The 18,084-nt window shown below is 49.8% G+C and carries 11 protein-coding genes; all 11 read left to right on the top strand.

Annotated elements, in window-relative coordinates:
- The first annotated feature begins 43 nt into the window (after positions 1-43).
- Positions 44-910 carry a sugar phosphate isomerase/epimerase family protein gene (locus tag ABTV53_RS00505; protein WP_433749453.1) on the top strand — a complete coding sequence of 289 codons (867 nt, stop codon included), beginning with the start codon at positions 44-46 and terminating at the stop codon, positions 908-910.
- Positions 911-1,163: 253 nt separating this feature from the next.
- Positions 1,164-2,222 carry a Gfo/Idh/MocA family protein gene (locus ABTV53_RS00510; protein ID WP_433749456.1) on the top strand — a complete coding sequence of 353 codons (1,059 nt, stop codon included), beginning with the start codon at positions 1,164-1,166 and terminating at the stop codon, positions 2,220-2,222.
- Positions 2,223-2,918: 696 nt separating this feature from the next.
- Positions 2,919-4,331, top strand: coding sequence for an alpha-L-fucosidase (locus ABTV53_RS00515; RefSeq protein ID WP_433749459.1), 1,413 nt, complete (start codon positions 2,919-2,921; stop codon positions 4,329-4,331).
- 379 nt (positions 4,332-4,710) lie between these two features.
- Positions 4,711-5,688 (top strand): ABC transporter permease, encoded by a 978-nt coding sequence (locus ABTV53_RS00520; protein WP_433749462.1) that lies wholly within the window; start codon positions 4,711-4,713, stop codon positions 5,686-5,688.
- 15 nt (positions 5,689-5,703) lie between these two features.
- Positions 5,704-6,612, top strand: a complete 909-nt coding sequence (locus ABTV53_RS00525; RefSeq protein ID WP_133387247.1) for a carbohydrate ABC transporter permease — start codon at positions 5,704-5,706, stop codon at positions 6,610-6,612.
- Positions 6,613-6,741: 129 nt separating this feature from the next.
- Positions 6,742-8,379, top strand: a complete 1,638-nt coding sequence (locus ABTV53_RS00530) for an ABC transporter substrate-binding protein (RefSeq protein WP_433749466.1) — start codon at positions 6,742-6,744, stop codon at positions 8,377-8,379.
- 177 nt (positions 8,380-8,556) lie between these two features.
- Positions 8,557-10,776, top strand: coding sequence for a helix-turn-helix domain-containing protein (locus tag ABTV53_RS00535; RefSeq protein ID WP_433749468.1), 2,220 nt, complete (start codon positions 8,557-8,559; stop codon positions 10,774-10,776).
- Positions 10,777-10,826: 50 nt separating this feature from the next.
- On the top strand, positions 10,827-13,139 hold the full coding sequence (locus ABTV53_RS00540; protein WP_433749471.1) for a glycoside hydrolase family 3 N-terminal domain-containing protein: 2,313 nt from the start codon (positions 10,827-10,829) through the stop codon (positions 13,137-13,139).
- Complete coding sequence (locus ABTV53_RS00545; protein ID WP_433749474.1) at positions 13,136-16,282, top strand: alpha-mannosidase; 3,147 nt, start codon at positions 13,136-13,138, stop codon at positions 16,280-16,282. Before ABTV53_RS00540 ends, ABTV53_RS00545 begins: the two co-directional genes overlap by 4 nt.
- 38 nt (positions 16,283-16,320) lie before the next feature.
- Entirely contained in the window at positions 16,321-17,196 is an 876-nt protein-coding gene (locus ABTV53_RS00550; RefSeq protein WP_433749477.1) for a sugar phosphate isomerase/epimerase family protein, read from the top strand.
- Between the two features lie 12 nt (positions 17,197-17,208).
- A complete protein-coding gene (locus tag ABTV53_RS00555) occupies positions 17,209-18,081 on the top strand; it encodes a sugar phosphate isomerase/epimerase family protein (protein WP_433749480.1) in 873 nt (290 codons plus the stop codon).
- Positions 18,082-18,084 lie beyond the last annotated feature (3 nt).

The raw sequence follows: 18,084 nt of genomic DNA on the forward strand, positions 1-18,084 counted from the left end.
TACGTTGGGTATGGACATTGACTACATGAGAGGATGAGGAAAAATGAAAGTTGGACTCAGCACCTACAGTCTGCAACAAGCACTGGATCGCAAAGAATTAACCGTGCCGGATGCCATTCGCTGGATTGCCGATCAGGGCGGAGAACATGTGGAGATTGTTCCGATGGGATTCAGTCTGATCGAGAATCCAGAGTTGATTGATGAGATCAAAGCTGTGGCAAAAGAGGTAGGAATCGATATTTCCAATTATGCGATCGGCGCTAACTTTGCTGTGCAGGAAGACGCCGAAGCGTTGGAGCAAGAGATCCAGAATGTGATGCGGCATGTGGATGTGGCTGCAGCGCTCGGCGTGAAGTTGATGCGTCATGACGTGGCTTTCCGACCTGCGCCAGAAGGAACCGTAGCACAGTTCGAGATTGATCTGCCGGTACTGGTGAAGGCCTGTCAGCGGATAGCCGATTATGCAGCTGGTTTTGGGATTACAACAAGCGTGGAGAACCATGGGTACTATGTGCAGTCGAGTGAGCGAATTCAGCGTTTGTTACACGAAACAGCGCGGGAGAATTTTAGAACGACGCTGGATGTCGGCAATTTTCTCTGTGTGGATGAAGATCCGGTGAGCGCTGTGAAAAATAACATTCCTTACGCGTCGATCGTGCACGCCAAAGACTTCTACTGGAGACCTTCCTACCGGAACCCCGGTGAAGGCTGGTTCCAAACATCGCACGGTAATTACCTGCGCGGTGCCATTGTGGGCCATGGCGATATTAATATGCCCGAGGTCTTCCGGGTGTTGAAACAATCCGGGTATGACGGATATATCTCGGTTGAATTTGAGGGCATGGAGGATTGCAAAACAGCCTCACGCAATGCTATGGATAACGTCCGCCGCCTATGGGAAGAGGCATAGGGCTGCGTACTTGTTTTAAATGAATAACATTGAATCAAATTCTAAAGAAGGCGTGAGTAACAGAGGGGAAGCTTGGAACTGTAGGAGCGTCAGCGACCGCCTTTGTCTGCGAATTTCAACCGCTAGAGCGGTCAATAAAAGAAATTTGCAGACAACAGCGGCCGAAAGTCCAAGCATTCACCGTCGTTACGTTAAGCCGAATATTATAATTTCTTGAGTCAATTCATATGAAAACGATGGAGGAATCAGCACTATGTCCAAATTGAAAGTCGCCGTCATCGGTGCCGGATCCATATCCGATTGCCATTTGCAAGCCTATGCCAGTAACCCTGACGTTGAAATATATGCGATCTGCGACCTGAATGCAGAACGTGCTGCAGAAGTCGCGAAGCAATATAATGCACCTCATGTGTTTACCGATTACAAGGAACTGCTCGCACTTCCCGAGATTCATTCCGTTAGCATCTGTACATGGAACGACTCCCATGCGGAGATTAGCATTGCTGCTCTGGACGCAGGCAAAAACGTGTTATGTGAGAAACCGCTCTGCCAAACGGTGGAGGACGCGCTCGAAGTAGAGAAGGCTGTTCATCGCAGCGGAAAGTTGCTGCAAGTGGGTTTTGTTCGCCGCTATAGCGACAATGCACAGATTCTGAAGAGGTTCATCGACGAGGGAGAGCTGGGCGAGATCTATTATGCCAAGGCCTCCAGTCTGCGCCGTCTGGGCAATCCGGGTGGCTGGTTTTCGGATATCAACCGCTCCGGTGGTGGACCTCTGATCGATATCGGGGTGCATGTGATCGATATCTGCTGGTATCTGATGGGTAGACCGAAGGTAAAGTCTGTCTCCGCTAACGTGTCTAACCGATTGGGGAACCGCTCGAACATTAACAATCTTTCGTTCTACAAAGCAGCCGACTATGACGCAGAGCAGAACACCGTTGAGGATATGGCAAATGCCTTGATTCGTTTCGAGAACGGCGCGAGCCTGCTCGTGGATGTCAGTTTCACGCTCCATGCCAAAGCGGATGAGACTTCGGTCAAGCTATATGGCGACAAAGGCGGTGCCGAGCTGGAGCCGGAAATTTCGATTATTGGGGAGAAATTCAACACTATTTTGAACATGACCCCACAGGTGGATTTCAAATCTTTCGACTTTATGGGCTCGTTCCGCAATGAAATTAACCATTTTATCGATAGCACGCAGGGTCGCAAAGAAACACTTAGCCCCGTCGAGGATGGCGTTGAAGTGATGAAGATGCTCTGTGCCATCTACGAATCAGCCCGTCAGGGACGCGAGATCACACTGTAAAGACAGAATGGTATGGCGTTGAGACGCTACGTTGATATTTTACGACTGCCATGGCATTGAAGGTTATGAACACTTCGCTACCTTCTCAATGAAGCCCCGCTCTGGGCGAGATTCGGAGTCGTCCTCTTTGCTTGCGGTTGGAATAAAGCATGGGAGCGAGCGCTAACGAATCTGAGGCGTCTTATTGGAGGATCTGAAGCCCCAGTAGGAAGCTAAAGAACCTGAGACACGCTATATGAGAATAAACAGCAGTTCACAGCATTATTATCAGCTAATTTCGGGAAATAACGTGTCTGAAGTTCCTTACAATTTATAAAGAGGACCAAAAGGCTAATTAAGACGCCCTGTGTTCCTTAGAAAATATTCTACCCATTCGCCAGGATCAGCCAGTTTACATTCCCCTAGAGGCAAGAGGAGAATCTGGGATTCATAGTAATTGGAGCCGGCACCGCAATCGAAATAACGGAGTTACTACGCCCCATAATAGTTAAACATACCGTTTACGCCAAAACAGAGAGTGCAGAACCAATCTGAAGAAGCGAAGCGTTCGCCTTTATCACCGGATTTCCAACAATTATAGAGTGAAATAAAAGAAATCCGGGGATAACAGCGATCGAAAGATGGTACTGCACTCGGAGTGACCAGGCGTAACATGCAAGGTTTATCTTTTATTCTAATCCGAGGAGATGAATCAGGATGAGCGAAACCAAAGAAACCGTACTGGAGCAGGAAGAGCAGATTGTCGAAGCCGGTGTGCACAATTTTAGCAAAGAGGAAGAGTGGATCAAACCGGAAGATCCGCTGCTGAATGAGCGGCTGGAGTGGTTCAAGGATCAGAAGCTGGGACTGATGATGCACTGGGGGCCGTACTCTCAGCTTGGCCTCGTCGAATCCTGGGCGCTAAGTGACGAGGATGGCGATTGGTCGCGTGATGACATCGACTGGACGGATGACATGGAAGACTTCAAGCGGGAATATTTCGATCTGAACAAAACCTTCAATCCGATTCGCTTCCAGCCTGAGGAGTGGGCTCAGATGGCAGCAGATAACGGGTTTAAATATTTCCTGTTCACCACCAAGCACCATGACGGTTTCTGCATGTGGGATACCAAAACGACGGATTACCGGATTACGGGAAAGGACACCCCTTTTCATACTCATAAGTATGCGGACATCTGTCGATCGCTATTTGACGCTTTCCGGGCCAAAGGGCTTGGCATCTCAGCGTATTTCTCCAAAGCGGACTGGCATACCCCGTATTACTGGGCGCCGGGCATGGAGCGTGGACGTCATATGTGGCGCGGGCCCTCGTATGATCCGCATAAGTATCCATGGCTGTGGGAGAAATTCGTGGAGTTCACCCATAAGCAGATCATGGAGCTGCTGACGAATTACGGGCGGATTGAATGTCTGTGGCTGGATGCCGGCTGGGTGCGTGAAGGTCGCCATGGTCAGGATATCAGGCTTGGAGAAGTTGTGGAACGGGCACGTCAGACCACACAACCTTGGCTCCTGTCCGCAGATCGCACCGTGGGTGGGCCGTATGAGAATATCGTGACCCCCGAGCAGACCATACCGGAACATCCGATGAACATTCCATGGGAGAGCTGTATTACCGTGGGGAATTCCTTTGCTTTCGGATTCGATGATCAGTATAAATCGGGAAGACAGCTGGCACATATTCTGCTCGAAGTCGTGTCCAAGGGTGGGAACCTGGCGCTGAATGTAGGACCACAACCCGATGGGCGTCTGCCAAAAGGGGCAATTCGAGGCATTAAAGGCCTCGGTGAATGGCTGGGTACTCACGGAGAAGGGGTCTATGGAACCCGGATCTGCGGGCCCTATTTTACGAAAGATTGGGCCTTTACGCAGAAGGAAGAGATCAACACCGTATATGCCTTCCGGTTATACCGAAACGAGAATGAGACCGTACAACCACAGTTGGTCATTCCTTATCTGGAAAAGGTAGAGCGTATCGAACTCATCGGTAGCGATGACGTACTTTCGTATCAGCATACGGAAGACGGGCTTCTCGTGGAACTGCCACAATCCGACGCAACCAGTGCAGCGCCGATCACACATACGTTCCGATTGATCACAAGCGCATAGAGGTTGTTCCAGTGTGTTCCCCTTCTCGGTGCTGAATCGTTAACTTTTTGAACTTGCATGTAAAGAAATCCATGTCAATTCCGGGGGAGATATCACAGCCTCCGGATTTTTTTAAATCCTACATAAGGAACATAATTTTCACTAGAAATGGCTCGTAATCGCTTGTCAGGCAAGGGTTTATAGAATAAAGAGAAGTCGGAGAAAATTGCAAATTGATAAAAGTTTACCATGCGATGTACTATCAAATCAAGAAAGCGCTACCTGATATGAATGTTTACATCATTTGTGTTTAACAAGGAAGCGCGTACAGAAAAAAGGATGTTTAAGGGATGTAAATGTAATGTATTATTACACTTGAGGTGTAGAAGGAGTGACGCAAATGAGTCGAGCTACGGAAAGCATACCCGCCAAGTTGGAACTCCAGCAGAGGAAACATGTGGAGCCCAAGCGGCAGCATCCATTCATTAGAAGCCTCAAGAAGCACTGGGAGCTCTACCTGCTCGTGCTGCCCCCGGTGTTGTATCTGTTGATCTTCAAGTACATTCCTATGGTGGGTGTACAGATCGCCTTCAAGGACTTCAGTGTGGTCAAAGGAATCTGGGGAAGCCCTTGGGTTGGCTTCAAACACTTTGAAGCCTTCTTCCAGTCTCCGAACTTCTGGCTGTTAATCAAAAACACGATAGGCATCAGCTTTTATTCCTTAATAGCAGGTTTCCCGATTCCGATCCTGCTGGCCCTGGCGCTAAATGAGATTCGAACGGGTTACTTCAAGAAGACCGTGCAGATGGTCACCTACGCTCCACATTTTATCTCCACGGTTGTTATGGTATCCATTATCATTCTGATGCTCTCCCCGCATGTGGGCGTGGTAGACAAGCTGTTCACACTGCTCGGCTTCCCAATGACCAACTTCATGGGCATTCCGGAATACTTCAAATCGATATACGTCTGGTCAGGTGTCTGGCAGGGCATGGGGTATTCATCAATTATATATATCGCAGCTCTTGCCGGTGTTGATCCATCTCTCTATGAAGCAGCGAAGATGGACGGCGCATCAAGGCTTCGGAAAATCTGGCACATCGACCTTCCAACACTCGTTCCAGTCACTGTCATCATGCTGATTCTGAGTCTGGGAAGCATTATGGGCGTGGGCTTCGAGAAAATATACCTGATGCAGAATCCGCTCAACACAAGCGCTTCGGAGGTCATCTCCACGTATGTGTACAAGGTCGGTCTGATCGGGGCGAATTTCAGCTTTTCCTCGGCAGTAGGATTCTTCAACTCCATTATCAACCTGATCCTGCTGGTTATCGTCAACGGCATATCCCGCAAAGTATCCCAGAACAGCTTGTGGTAAAGGAGGAGCTTATCCATGTTCAACCTGATTAATCGTAACCGGATCAAGGACCCGCTCGGTGACCGCATTTTCATGACACTTAATTACATCTTTCTGTTCGCCATACTGCTAACGGTGTTTTACCCGCTCTTGTATATCATCAGTTCTTCGTTCAGCTCTTCACGAGCCGTGACATCCGGTCAGGTGTGGCTGTTCCCGGTCGATTTTAATATCAAGGCGTACATCTCCATTTTCAAAAGCCAACAGCTGATGCTCGGTTTCTATAACACGATCATCTACACCGTGGTAGGCACGTTCATTAACGTGGCACTGACCGTCATGCTGGCGTATCCCTTATCACGCAAATCGTTCTACGGACGAGGAGCCATTATCATTTTCATGATGATCACCATGTTCTTTGATGGCGGTCTGATTCCCACCTACCTTCTGATGAAGGATCTACACCTGCTGGATACACGTTGGGCGATGTGGTTGCCCGGGGCGCTCGCGGTGTTCCAGGTCATCGTGGCAAGGACCTTCTTCCAATCTTCCATCCCCGAGGAGCTTGGCGAGGCCGCAGAAATGGATGGGTGCCGGGATATCCGGTATCTTATCAGCGTGGTTCTTCCCTTATCAAAGCCTATTCTGGCGGTCATGACACTCATGTATGCCGTAGGTCACTGGAATGCGTACTTTGATGCACTAATCTATCTGCGCTCCGAGAAATTGTTCCCTCTGCAATATGTGCTTCGCAATCTGCTCATCCTGAACGCTGCTGACCCGGCGATGCTCGCCAATACCAGCCAGCAGATGCGGGATCAAGGGTTCGAGCAGGTGTTGAAATATGCACTGATCGTTGTCGCGAGTATTCCCATTCTGATCATGTATCCATTTGTACAGAAGCATTTTGTTAAAGGGGTCATGGTAGGTTCCCTCAAAGGTTAATCCTTGTGAATTAAGCCCGGTTGCCTCTTGAAAGGAGGTGGAAGGAACACGCCGGCTTCCGGGGTCGATTTTATACACGTGCAGTACAAGTCAATAATTTGCCGTTATGAACAAAAAGGAGGAGTCAGATTGAGAAAATCTTGGATTTCGATGTTATTTCTGGTCTTTGCTTCGATGGCTTTGTTGTCCGCATGTAGTTCATCCGAGGAATCGGGTGGAAGTAGCGACGGTAGCGGGGAGAGCGGCGGTCCTGTAACCATGACTTTCTTTGCTCCGCAAGGCAAAGCGTCCATGGAAGAGAATGAATTCACCCAATTTATCGAAGACAAGTTCGACGTTACCCTAAAATGGGATCTGGCCCCAACGGATGCCTTGCAGGATCGCAGACAATTGCTGCTGGCTAGTGGTGATTATCCCGAAGTATTTCTTCACGGCAAGTTCACCACCTCAGACCTTCAAACCTATGGAAAACAGGGCGTGTTCCTTCCGCTACAAGATCTGATTAAGGAGTATGGTCCGAACCTGACCAAGATTATGGAAGAGAAGCCATACTTCAAAGAAGCCATCACGGCACCGGATGGCAACATCTATGCTTTGCCAATCTTCAATGAATGTTACCACTGTACGTATGCTCAGAAATACTGGATCAACACGGAGTGGCTCGATAATTTGGGTCTGAAAATGCCAACCACAACAGAGGAACTGTATACCGTTCTGAAGGCGTTTAAGACACAAGATCCGAATGGCAACGGGAAAGCCGACGAGATTCCACTCACGGGCGCACCGAACAAGTATGTATGGAATGGCAACATTGATGCCTACCTGATGAATAGTTTTATCTACAATGATAACGACAAATACTTGATCGTGAACGATGGCAAGGTAAGTTTTGCTGCCAATCAGGAAGGCTGGAAGAAAGGGCTGGAGTACATGAACAAGCTGTATGCAGATGGCCTGATTGATCCAGCTTCCTTTACACAGAACGACCAGGCTATCGGACAACTGGGCAACAAGGAAGGCGATGAAGTGGTCGGCTCCATTACAACGGCGCTGGTCAGTTATCTCGTGAATACGTATGACAAAGACATCACCCGTCACCAGCACTGGGAGATCGTTCCTCCATTGAAAGGACCGGATGGCGTACAGACGACAGGCGCTACACAGAGCGTAGGTGAGTTTGAGTTCGCCATTACGAACAAAGCGACAGAAGCACAGCAGATTGCTGCCATCAAAATTGTGGACTACATGTTCAGTGAAGAAGGTGCGCTGTACGCGGAGTATGGACCAACCGAAGGCAAGGGCTGGAAGAAGGCAGATACCGATGAGAAAAACATCAATGGCGAGCCTGCCAAATACAGTTACTACAACCTGCCTGAGCGTGATCCAAACGTTGTTGTGAATGAGAGCTGGTCACAGATCGGAGCGCATGACTTGTCCAACACGTTCCGTAATCTGTTTGCCGAAGGACAGGATCCTTTAGAAGCAGAGGGTTATGGTACACGTCTGGCCCAGGCTACCAATGTGTATGAACCCTATGCACCAAAAGAAGTATACCCTGCGAACGTATTTATCCGTCCAGAGGATACGGAATCAGCTGCACAACTGACTACCGCCATCAAGGATTATGTGCAGACGAATATGGCACAGTTCATTATCGGCAGCAAGAGCATTGATAAGGAATGGGATTCATATGTCAAAGGCTTCGATGGTCTCGGACTGAGTAATTACCTTGAGATCTATCAGCGTGCCATTGAGAAGAATCAATAATTGTTGAAGGATTCATATAGAGGCTGTCCCGTCTGTCACCCGTGACCGGGACAGTCTTCTCCTATGAGAACCCCACGTCATCCGATATAATGTACTGAATATTTATGGGAAATTAGCGATCAGCACAGATGATTGTCGTCATTCAGCATGAACAGTAATGGTGGGGGGATCTCGGAGATGAACAACAATTGGTTTAGACGTTTGCTGTTATCGTATCTGCCTGTTTTCTTTATTGTGACGACCATTTTATTTTTTATTTTCTTCCAGGTCTTCAATGAACAGAACCGTAGAGAAGCACTCAAGGCCAATGAGTTCCTGGCCTCACAGGTCACGCAATATCTGGATAACTCCCTGCGTTCCATTGACTTCAAGGTACTGCGTGAAATTTTGACCAACCCTAACTTGAAGAATTATTTCTCGGTATCTGGCAGCGATGATGTGTATGCCGGCATTCAGGCGGTCCAGGTAGTTGATGAATTGAAAATAGAGTATCCGTTGATTGATTCGATTTATCTCGTTCGATACGGAGATGGCACCGTCTTTAGTAACGGAAAGGCGGTCCCGATTGAAGAGTTCCCGGATGCAGACTTTATTGCAGATAGCCGGACGAGGGATGAACAAAAGTGGGCAGGGGCACGAGCGTTCCGGGCTTTCCCTTCACAAGCGACGGAGCAGGTGATTACGATTGTGCGAAGTGTAGGGAACGGCAAAGGACTTGTAGTCACCAACGTGGACCTGAGTACCCTGAGGAAGTCCATCATGCAGATGTATGACCCGGAATTTACGTTTGTGAACATCTTCAACCGTTCGGGCGGCAATCTGTGGGACAGCAGTATGCCAGAAGGGGTTACAGCTTCTGCTAAAACGACCTCGGGAGAAGTCTTCTCCGAATTTACATCGAGTTATAGCGGTTGGAAGGTACAGACGGGTCTCAATAACGGTAAAATCGTCAAATGGGCGCTGCAATTTTATAATATCTGGTTTGCCTTTGCTGCAGTGGTTGTGTTGATTGGCGTGGTGTGGGTGATCTATGTGACCCGCAGAAACTACAAGCCGATTCAGCAGATTGTCACGTTAATTCAGACCGTCTCTTCGCAGAAGCAATCCGGACTGAACTATGGTAAAGAGAATGAGTTCCGTTTCATCCATACAACGCTGGAACGCATGATTGATCAGACGAGGCAGTATCAGGAGGAGCATGAAGAGAATCTGATTTTGCAGAAAAGGATGTTCTTTCAGGAGTTGCTGGAAGGCACACGAGACCTCACAAGCACGGAGCTGACAGCAGAGATGAAGAAGTTCAAACTGCCTGAGCTGGAGCATCGTTGGGCCGTCATGGTAATTGAGATGGATCGGTATGATGCATTTGTGACGGAGTATCATCATCAGGACCAATCCCTCCTGAAATTTGTGTTGTCCAGTATTCTGCAAGAGAGTGCACGCAATGAAGGAACAGAAGTATGGGCTGAATGGATCTCCGATCAGCGTCTGTGGGCCATCCTCTGGATGCCGGACATGGAACAGGCCGAGGAGACGGAGCATCGATTGCTCGCTGGTTATCTGGACAGAATCGATCAGTATCTGAACTTCACCGTGACCATTGGTGTTGGTCGGGTTGCTGTCGATATTCGGGGGTTGAGAGCTTCATTGAAAGAAGCTGTGCATGCACTGGAGTACAAGGCTGTACTGGGGATGAATCGCATCATTCCGTGTAGTGATGTGCCGAATTCGACCAATGATGTGTATGAGTTCCTGAAAACCATCTCGCTGTTGGTACAGGCGATGCGTTTATCCGACGATGTCTGGGAAAAGCATTTTGAAAGACTGTTTGAACAAATCAGCGAGTCCGTCCTGTCCCGTCAGGAGATTATGAATACGATTCAATTGTTATTTCAACATTACAATCGGGAATTTGCCGAACTCCCACAGGAGTACCAGGATTCGTGGGCTGCGATATTCACCCCGCTTCTGCCAAGGCTGGAGGGCTGGGAGACGTTAAATGATCTGCGTGAGCTGTGCTGGGAAGGGTTTAGGGAACTGGCGCTGCAGATGCAGACGCTGCATTGTTCCCGAAAACACAGATCTCATATTCTGGAGATTCGCAAATACATCGAAGAGCATTACAGTAATCCCGATCTGTCACTGAACTACCTTAGTGATCTATTCGATATTAATCCGAAGTATCTGAGCAAACTTTTCAAGGATGAGATTGGGGAGAAGTTTGTGGATTTGCTTATTAGTCATCGCATCGAAAAAGCCAAATTGCTCATGCAGGAGACGGATAAGGCCATTCAGGAGATCAGTGAAGAAGTTGGGTATACGAACTATAATTCCTTCAACCGGGCTTTCAAAAACGTGGTGGGTGTGGCGCCAAGTGACTACCGCAAAGCCATATGATGCAACTGCACGCATCTAACTAATTCCGAACGCATAAGGAGAATGTGCATATGGACTATAAAGATGCTTCGCTTCCCATTCAGGAGCGGGTTCAGGATCTGATTGGACGCATGACAACGGCAGAGAAGATTGGACAACTCATTCAGCCGATGGGCTGGGAGACGTATGTGAAGGCAGCAGATGGTACAGTACGGGTGACGGAAGAGTTCCAAGCGGACATGGAAAAGGGTGGTGTCGGTTCTCTGTATGGTGTGCTTCGGGCCGATCCGTGGACTGAAGTAACGCTGGAGACAGGCCTGACACCACGGCAGGGAGCCGTTGCCACCAATGTCATTCAGCAGTATGCCATGGAGCATTCCCGGCTGGGCATTCCCATTTTGTTCGGGGAAGAGTGTTCCCACGGTCATATGGCAATTGGAGCGACCGTATTTCCGGTACCGTTAACGGTGGGCAGCACGTGGAATATGGAGTTATACCGCAAGATGTGTGGAGCTATCGCTGTGGAGACCCGAAGCCAGGGGGGAGCGGCAACGTATTCCCCAGTGCTTGATGTCGTACGTGACCCGAGATGGGGACGGACGGAGGAATGTTTTGCCGAAGATCCATACTTAATCGGTGAATTTGCAGTAGAAGCGATGAAAGGACTACAGGGTGACCGCCTTGATTCCAACCAGACGATTGTGGCGACACTCAAGCATTTTGCGGCTTATGGCAGTTCAGAGGGTGGGCGCAATGCAGCACCTGTGCATATGGGATTACGTGAATTGCATGAAATCGATCTGTTGCCGTTCAAAAAAGCAGTGGAAGCCGGGGCATGTTCCGTGATGACCGCGTATAACGAGATTGATGGCGTACCGTGCACGTCCAGCACGTATCTGCTGAATGACCTGCTGCGCGAGCAGTGGGGATTTGATGGGTTTGTCATTACTGATTTTGGCGCCATTCAGATGCTGGTCCATGGACATAACACCGCCGAGAACGGGGAGCAGGCCGTAGCACAGTCCCTTCAGGCAGGTGTGGACATGGAGATGTCCGGGTACATGTACCGCAAACATCTTGGTCAGGCGCTTGAGCAGGGATTAATCGAAGAGAAAGATCTGGACTTGGCTGTGTGGCGGGTGCTGGAGATGAAATTCAGACTTGGTCTGTTTGAGCAACCTTTTGTTGATCCAGAATTCGCAGAGCAGGTCATCGGATGTGAAGACCATATTCAGCTGGCGAGAGAAGTCGCACAAGAGGGAATTATTTTACTGAAAAATGAGGGGGATATTCTTCCGCTTGCCAAAACAGGTACGAAGTTAGCTGTCATTGGTCCGAATGCGAACCATATTTATAACCAGCTTGGGGACTATACCTCGCCACAGCCGAGAGAACAGATCGTCACGGTACTGGATGGCATTACGCGCAAGCTTGGCGTGGATTCGGGTCAGGTGCTGTACGCACCTGGTTGCCGGATTAAAGGCGATTCCAGAGAGGGCTTTGCACAAGCGCTCGCCTGTGCGGAACAGGCCGATGTCATCGTGATGGTGATGGGCGGGTCCAGCGCCCGCGATTTTGGTGAAGGCACGATCGACTTGCGGACAGGAGCGTCTGTGGTAACGGGTGATCCATGGAATGATATGGAGTGCGGCGAGGGCATTGACCGGGCGTCCCTGAATCTCATGGGTGTTCAATTGGAGCTGGTGCAGGAGGTACATAAGCTGGGAAAACCCGTTATCGTGGTTTATATCAACGGCCGTCCCATTGCTGAACCTTGGATTGATGAGCATGTCCATGCCATTGTGGAAGCGTGGTACCCTGGGCAGGAAGGGGGTAACGCGATTGCAGATATTCTGTTTGGCGACGTGAATCCATGTGGTCGTCTTACCGTTTCCATTCCCAAGCATGTTGGGCAACTTCCGGTCTATTATCATGCCAAACGCACGCGTGGCAAGCGATATCTGGAGGTGGATCTGTCGCCGCAGTATCCGTTCGGATATGGACTGAGCTACACCGAATTCAAATACGAGAATGTTAGGGTAGTACCGGAAGTGATTGGCCCGGAAGATGAAGCACAGGTGATGGTTGAAGTCACGAATACCGGAGCAGTTGCGGGAAATGAGGTTGTACAGTTGTATATCACCGATGTATCGGCTTCGGTCACGCGGGCTGAAATGTCACTGAAAGGTTTCCGTAAAATCCATCTGGAGCCAGGACAGACCCAAACCGTTATGTTCCCTGTGCAAAAAGAACATCTCGCGCTGGTCGACTCTCGTCTCCAGTCTGTCGTGGAACCAGGCGAATTCAAGCTTATGGTTGGCTGCAATTCCACAGACTGGATCGCTTGCAGACTGCACATCCAAAAGGTGGGGGTGGAGGTATGATTCGAATTCAGCGATTCATTGAAGATCTGAGGCAGCGGCAATGGCTGGATACGATTGAGTTTCCAGAATGGCAGATGCAGAAGGCCAGATATATTCGGCCAGGGGAATACGAGTATGAGCAGGGATATGAACATAAAGATGAGCGGACAGACAAGGCTATGCAGAGCTTAAGTCCGCTGAACAGCGTACACGGAACGACGTATTTTCTGAGTAAACGTGTGGAGATTCCGGACAGTTGGCAAGATCGGGCCATTGGATTGATTTTCGAGACCGGAGGAGAAGGGCTGCTGAAGGTGAATGGCATGCCTTATCATGGACTGGATCGGAATCACGGATTCGTGCCTCTTCCGCGAAGTCGGGTAGGCAATACGCCGCAGTTGGAGATTGAACTCTACGATCCCATTCCAGAGCCGCATGATCCACTCAATCGGCAAGCGGTTATTCAGCCGCCAATTCAGGGTATCCGGGCAGCATTGGTTCATATCAATCAGCCGTTGCAGAGCCTGATGTACAGCGTGACGGTACTCGCGGAGTCGCTCCGGGCATATAACGAAAAGGAGCCCAAGCGGATGGCCCTTGTTCAAGCCATCCATCAGGTGATGGATGACATGTACAATGATCCGGACCGCTGGGCGGATGCAGCATGGATACAGAACTTTGAACATGAATTAGTACAGTTGGTACAGCAGGAAGACCCGGAGGAATATCGAAGTGGCTTCATGCATCTGGTTGGACAATCCCACATTGATATTGCCTGGCTGTGGCCTGTACGTGAGACAGTTCGCAAGTCCAGCCGCACATTCTCGACCATGTGTACGTTAATGGATACGTACCCGGACTTTGTGTATTCCCAAAGCCAGCCGCAATTGTATGCCTTTGTGAAGGAGCATTACCCGGAGTTATACGAGCGAGTTAAAGCCCGCATTGCCGAAGGACGCTGGGAATTGGTTGGAGGCATGTGGGTGGAGCCGGATCTGAACATCCCGAGTGGCGAGTCGTTGGTTCGGCAGATTCTGTATGGACAGAACTTCTACCAGGCGGAGTTTGGCAAACGCTCCAACATCGAGTGGCTGCCCGATACGTTTGGTTACTGTGCTTCCTTGCCGCAGATGCTGAAGCTTGCGGATATTCCTTATTTTATGACCACCAAACTGAATTGGAATGACACCAATGCGTTTCCTTATGACCTCTTCGATTGGGTAGGCATTGATGGTACTTCGGTACTCGCTTATCTGAATCATGGGGTGAATGAGCATACGCGGCCCAAAGATGTGGATGAACATTGGCAATCGTACAAACAGAAGGATGTACATCCCGAGCAGATGTTGCTCTATGGACATGGCGATGGTGGCGGCGGTGTGACGAATGAGATGGTGGAGTTTGCAGAGCGATCCCATTTGATGGTCGGGCAGCCAATCAGTAAATTCAGCACGGCAGGCGCTTTTTTTGAAGAACTATCGTCCAATAAACCAACGTTGCCAAAGTGGCACGGGGACTTGTACCTGGAATTACACCGGGGAACGTACACAACTCATGCGAGGAACAAACGTAGCAATCGAAAGGCAGAGGTACTGTACCGGGAAACGGAGATCTGGGGGCAATTTGCCGGAGCTTGCGCTGCACACACGAAGAATGATCTGGATGAAGGCTGGAAGCTGATCATGCTCAACCAATTCCATGACATTATTCCGGGAACATCGATTCCTGAAGTATATGTAACGTCCACCGAGGAGTACACGAAAGTTTTTGCTTTAGGGACATCCGCACTGCGGAAAACGCTGAATACCCTTGCGGAGAACATTGCAACCGATGAAGTGGATGGTATCCCATACATTATATTCAACAGTCTCGGCTGGGAACGTGGGGAGAATATCACCATTACAGGCGATGCCCACCTCGCCGGGATGGCTGCATTCGATCGTCAAGGAAACCGTCTGGCCAGTGATCTGGTGCAAAAGGAAGACGAGTATACGCTGCTCGTGCATGTTCCGTCGATTCCTGCTTTTGGGTATACAACGATATGGCTGCGCGAGGCACCGGATGTTATCCTTCCAGTAAGGGAAGAAGAACCCTTCCCTTCCACATGGGAAACCGAATTTTACATGCTTGAGTTCAATGACTTGGGAGAGATCACCCGATGGTATGACAAAACGGTAGGACGCGACTGGCTGAAGCCCGGTGATCGGGCGAATGAGTGGCAGTTTTTCCATGACAAACCGACGTACTGGGATGCCTGGGATATCGATCCACGATTTGAATCCCAGCGGGCAGGGGCGGTGCAGTTGATCTCCAGAGAGGTTGTACAGCGCGGGACTACGCGGGATGTACTACGTTTGGTCTGGAAGCTGAATCAATCGGAGATCAGCCAGGATATCATTTTGTATCGCCACCAGCGACGGGTTGATTTCCATACGAAAGTGAACTGGAATGAGAGCCATAAGTTGCTGAAGGTGGCCTTTCCGGTGGATCTGGTAGCAGCCAAAGCAGCCTATGAGATCCCGTTTGGAGCGTTGGAGCGTCCGACCCATAACAACACCAGTTGGGAACAAGCACAGTTCGAGGTCTGCGGGCATCGCTGGGCAGATATCTCGGAGGGCAATAGTGGTGTCAGCTTGCTCAATGATTGCAAGTACGGATACGACATCAAGGATCGGACGGTCCGCCTGTCCCTGCTTCGTGCGCCGAAATGGCCGGATGAGTATGCCGATCAGGGCGATCATGAATTCACGTATTCGATCCTGCCCCATCAGGGGGATTGGCGACAAGCTGCAGTCGTTCGCCGGGCGATGGAGCTGAATCATCCGGTGGAGGTTGTTGCAGCGAGTCCATCTTCGGGTCACTTGCCAGCTGAGCACGCTTGGGTTCAGTTCCAGAGTGAGCATGTCATTCTGGATGCAATTAAGGCTGCGGAAGATGGCTCAGGAACGGTGCTGCGTTTCTACGAATCATCAGGAGGTCGGGAAACGGTGCAAGTTCAGTGGGCTGAGAAGGAAATGAAGGCGTCTATCATTAATCTGCTGGAGGATGAGATCCATCCGTTGGCTTGTCCAAACGGAGCATTCGAACTGACCTTCAAACCGTATGAGATTAAGTCGGTGAAGCTTGTTGATATCAGTAATGAGTCGAACCTTACATTTACATGAGAACGTAGAGTTACTCATTCAATCACAGGAGGTATGACATGAAATTAACGAATAAGATCGGTGTCATCGTGGATAGCTTTGGCGTAGGTGTACGAGAAGGGTTGAACAAGGCCAAAGACGTAGGTGCAGAAGGTGTGCAGATCTATGCTGTCAAGGGAGAGATGGACCCTGAGAATTTGTCGCCTGCGGCGCGTAAGGAGCTGAAGAGTTACATCGATTCTCTGGGTCTCGACATTTCAGCACTGGTTGGCGATCTGGGCGGACATGGGTTTCAGGTCAAGGAAGATAATCCGTGGAAAGTGGAAAAGTCGAAGCGGATCGTGGATCTGGCTCTCGATCTGGGCACCAACATCGTCACAACACATATCGGCATTGTTCCACACGATCCTTCATCGGAAGTGTACGCTACGCTGCACGCTGCTTGTGAAGAATTGGGCCAATACGCCAAAAGCGTTGGTGCATACTTTGCCATTGAGACAGGGCCGGAAACGGCAGCTGACTTGAAAGGATTCCTGGATACGCTTTCGACCAACGGAGTATCGGTGAATTTTGACCCGGCGAATATGGTGATGGTGACCGGAGATGATCCTGCTCGGGGCGTTCATCTGCTCAAGGATTACATCGTACATACCCATGTGAAGGATGGGGTGCGGCTGAAAGAAGTGGACCCACGAGATGTATACGGTGCAGTCGGTTATGCGCCTATGGATCACGATAAGATCGCTGTGATGGTCTCGTCAGGAACATTCTTCCGTGAGGTTCCACTGGGCGAGGGCGGTGTTGATTTTGACGCATACTTTGCAGCGCTTCAGGAGATTGGTTACACCGGTTATCTGACGATCGAACGCGAGGTAGGTCATCAGCCGGAGGAGGATATTCGCAAGGCGGTTCGATTCATCCAACAATATCGATAGGGAGCTGAGCAGATGAAAGTGGGCCTGAGCACGTACAGTTTGTTGAACGACTTGAATTCCGGTGAGATGACGGTGCTGGATGTGATCGACTGGATTGCGGTGAACGGTGGCGAGCATATGGAGATGGTGCCTTATGGTTATACCGTGGAGGATAATCCTGATCTGGCGGATGCGATTCGGGAACGGGCAGCGTCTGCGGGTATTGAGCTGTCCAACTACTCCATGCCAGCGAATTTCGTGCAAGAGACGGAAGAGGCGTTTGAAGAAGAGATGGCTCGGGTCAAAAAACATGTGGATGTCGTACACCGGATGGGTGTAAAACATCTCCGTCATGACGTCACGGCATTTACCCTGCCGAAGGAGAAGATGACCATTGCCTGGTTCGAGGAGCATCTGCCGCTGATGGTGAGGGGAAGCCAGATCATTGCGGACTATGCTGCACAGTTTGGTATCACGACAACCATTGAGAATCACGGCTTTAGCGTCCAGGCGAGTGACCGGGTGCAGCGTGTACTACATGCTGTGGATCGACCGAACTTCAAGACAACACTCGATATTGGCAACTTCATGTGTGTGGATGAGAATCCAATCATTGGTGTCATGAAAAATCTGCCGTACGCTTCCCTGGTCCACTTCAAAGATTTCTACTTCCGTCCTTATGATGAGCATCCGGGTGAGGGTGAATGGTTTACGACAGCCAATGGCAACTTCCTGCGAGGTGCTATTGTTGGACAAGGGGATATTCCGATCCGCAAAATTGTAAAGCTGATCAAAGATTCCGGCTATGATGGCAACATCACGGTGGAGTTCGAAGGCATGGAGGAATGCAAGTCCGCATCCAAAATTGCCATGGACAACCTGCGTCGCTTCTGGGAAGAGGCGTAACGA

It is taken from the genome of Paenibacillus amylolyticus, assembly GCF_050990605.1.
GTDB lineage: Bacteria > Bacillota > Bacilli > Paenibacillales > Paenibacillaceae > Paenibacillus > Paenibacillus amylolyticus_H.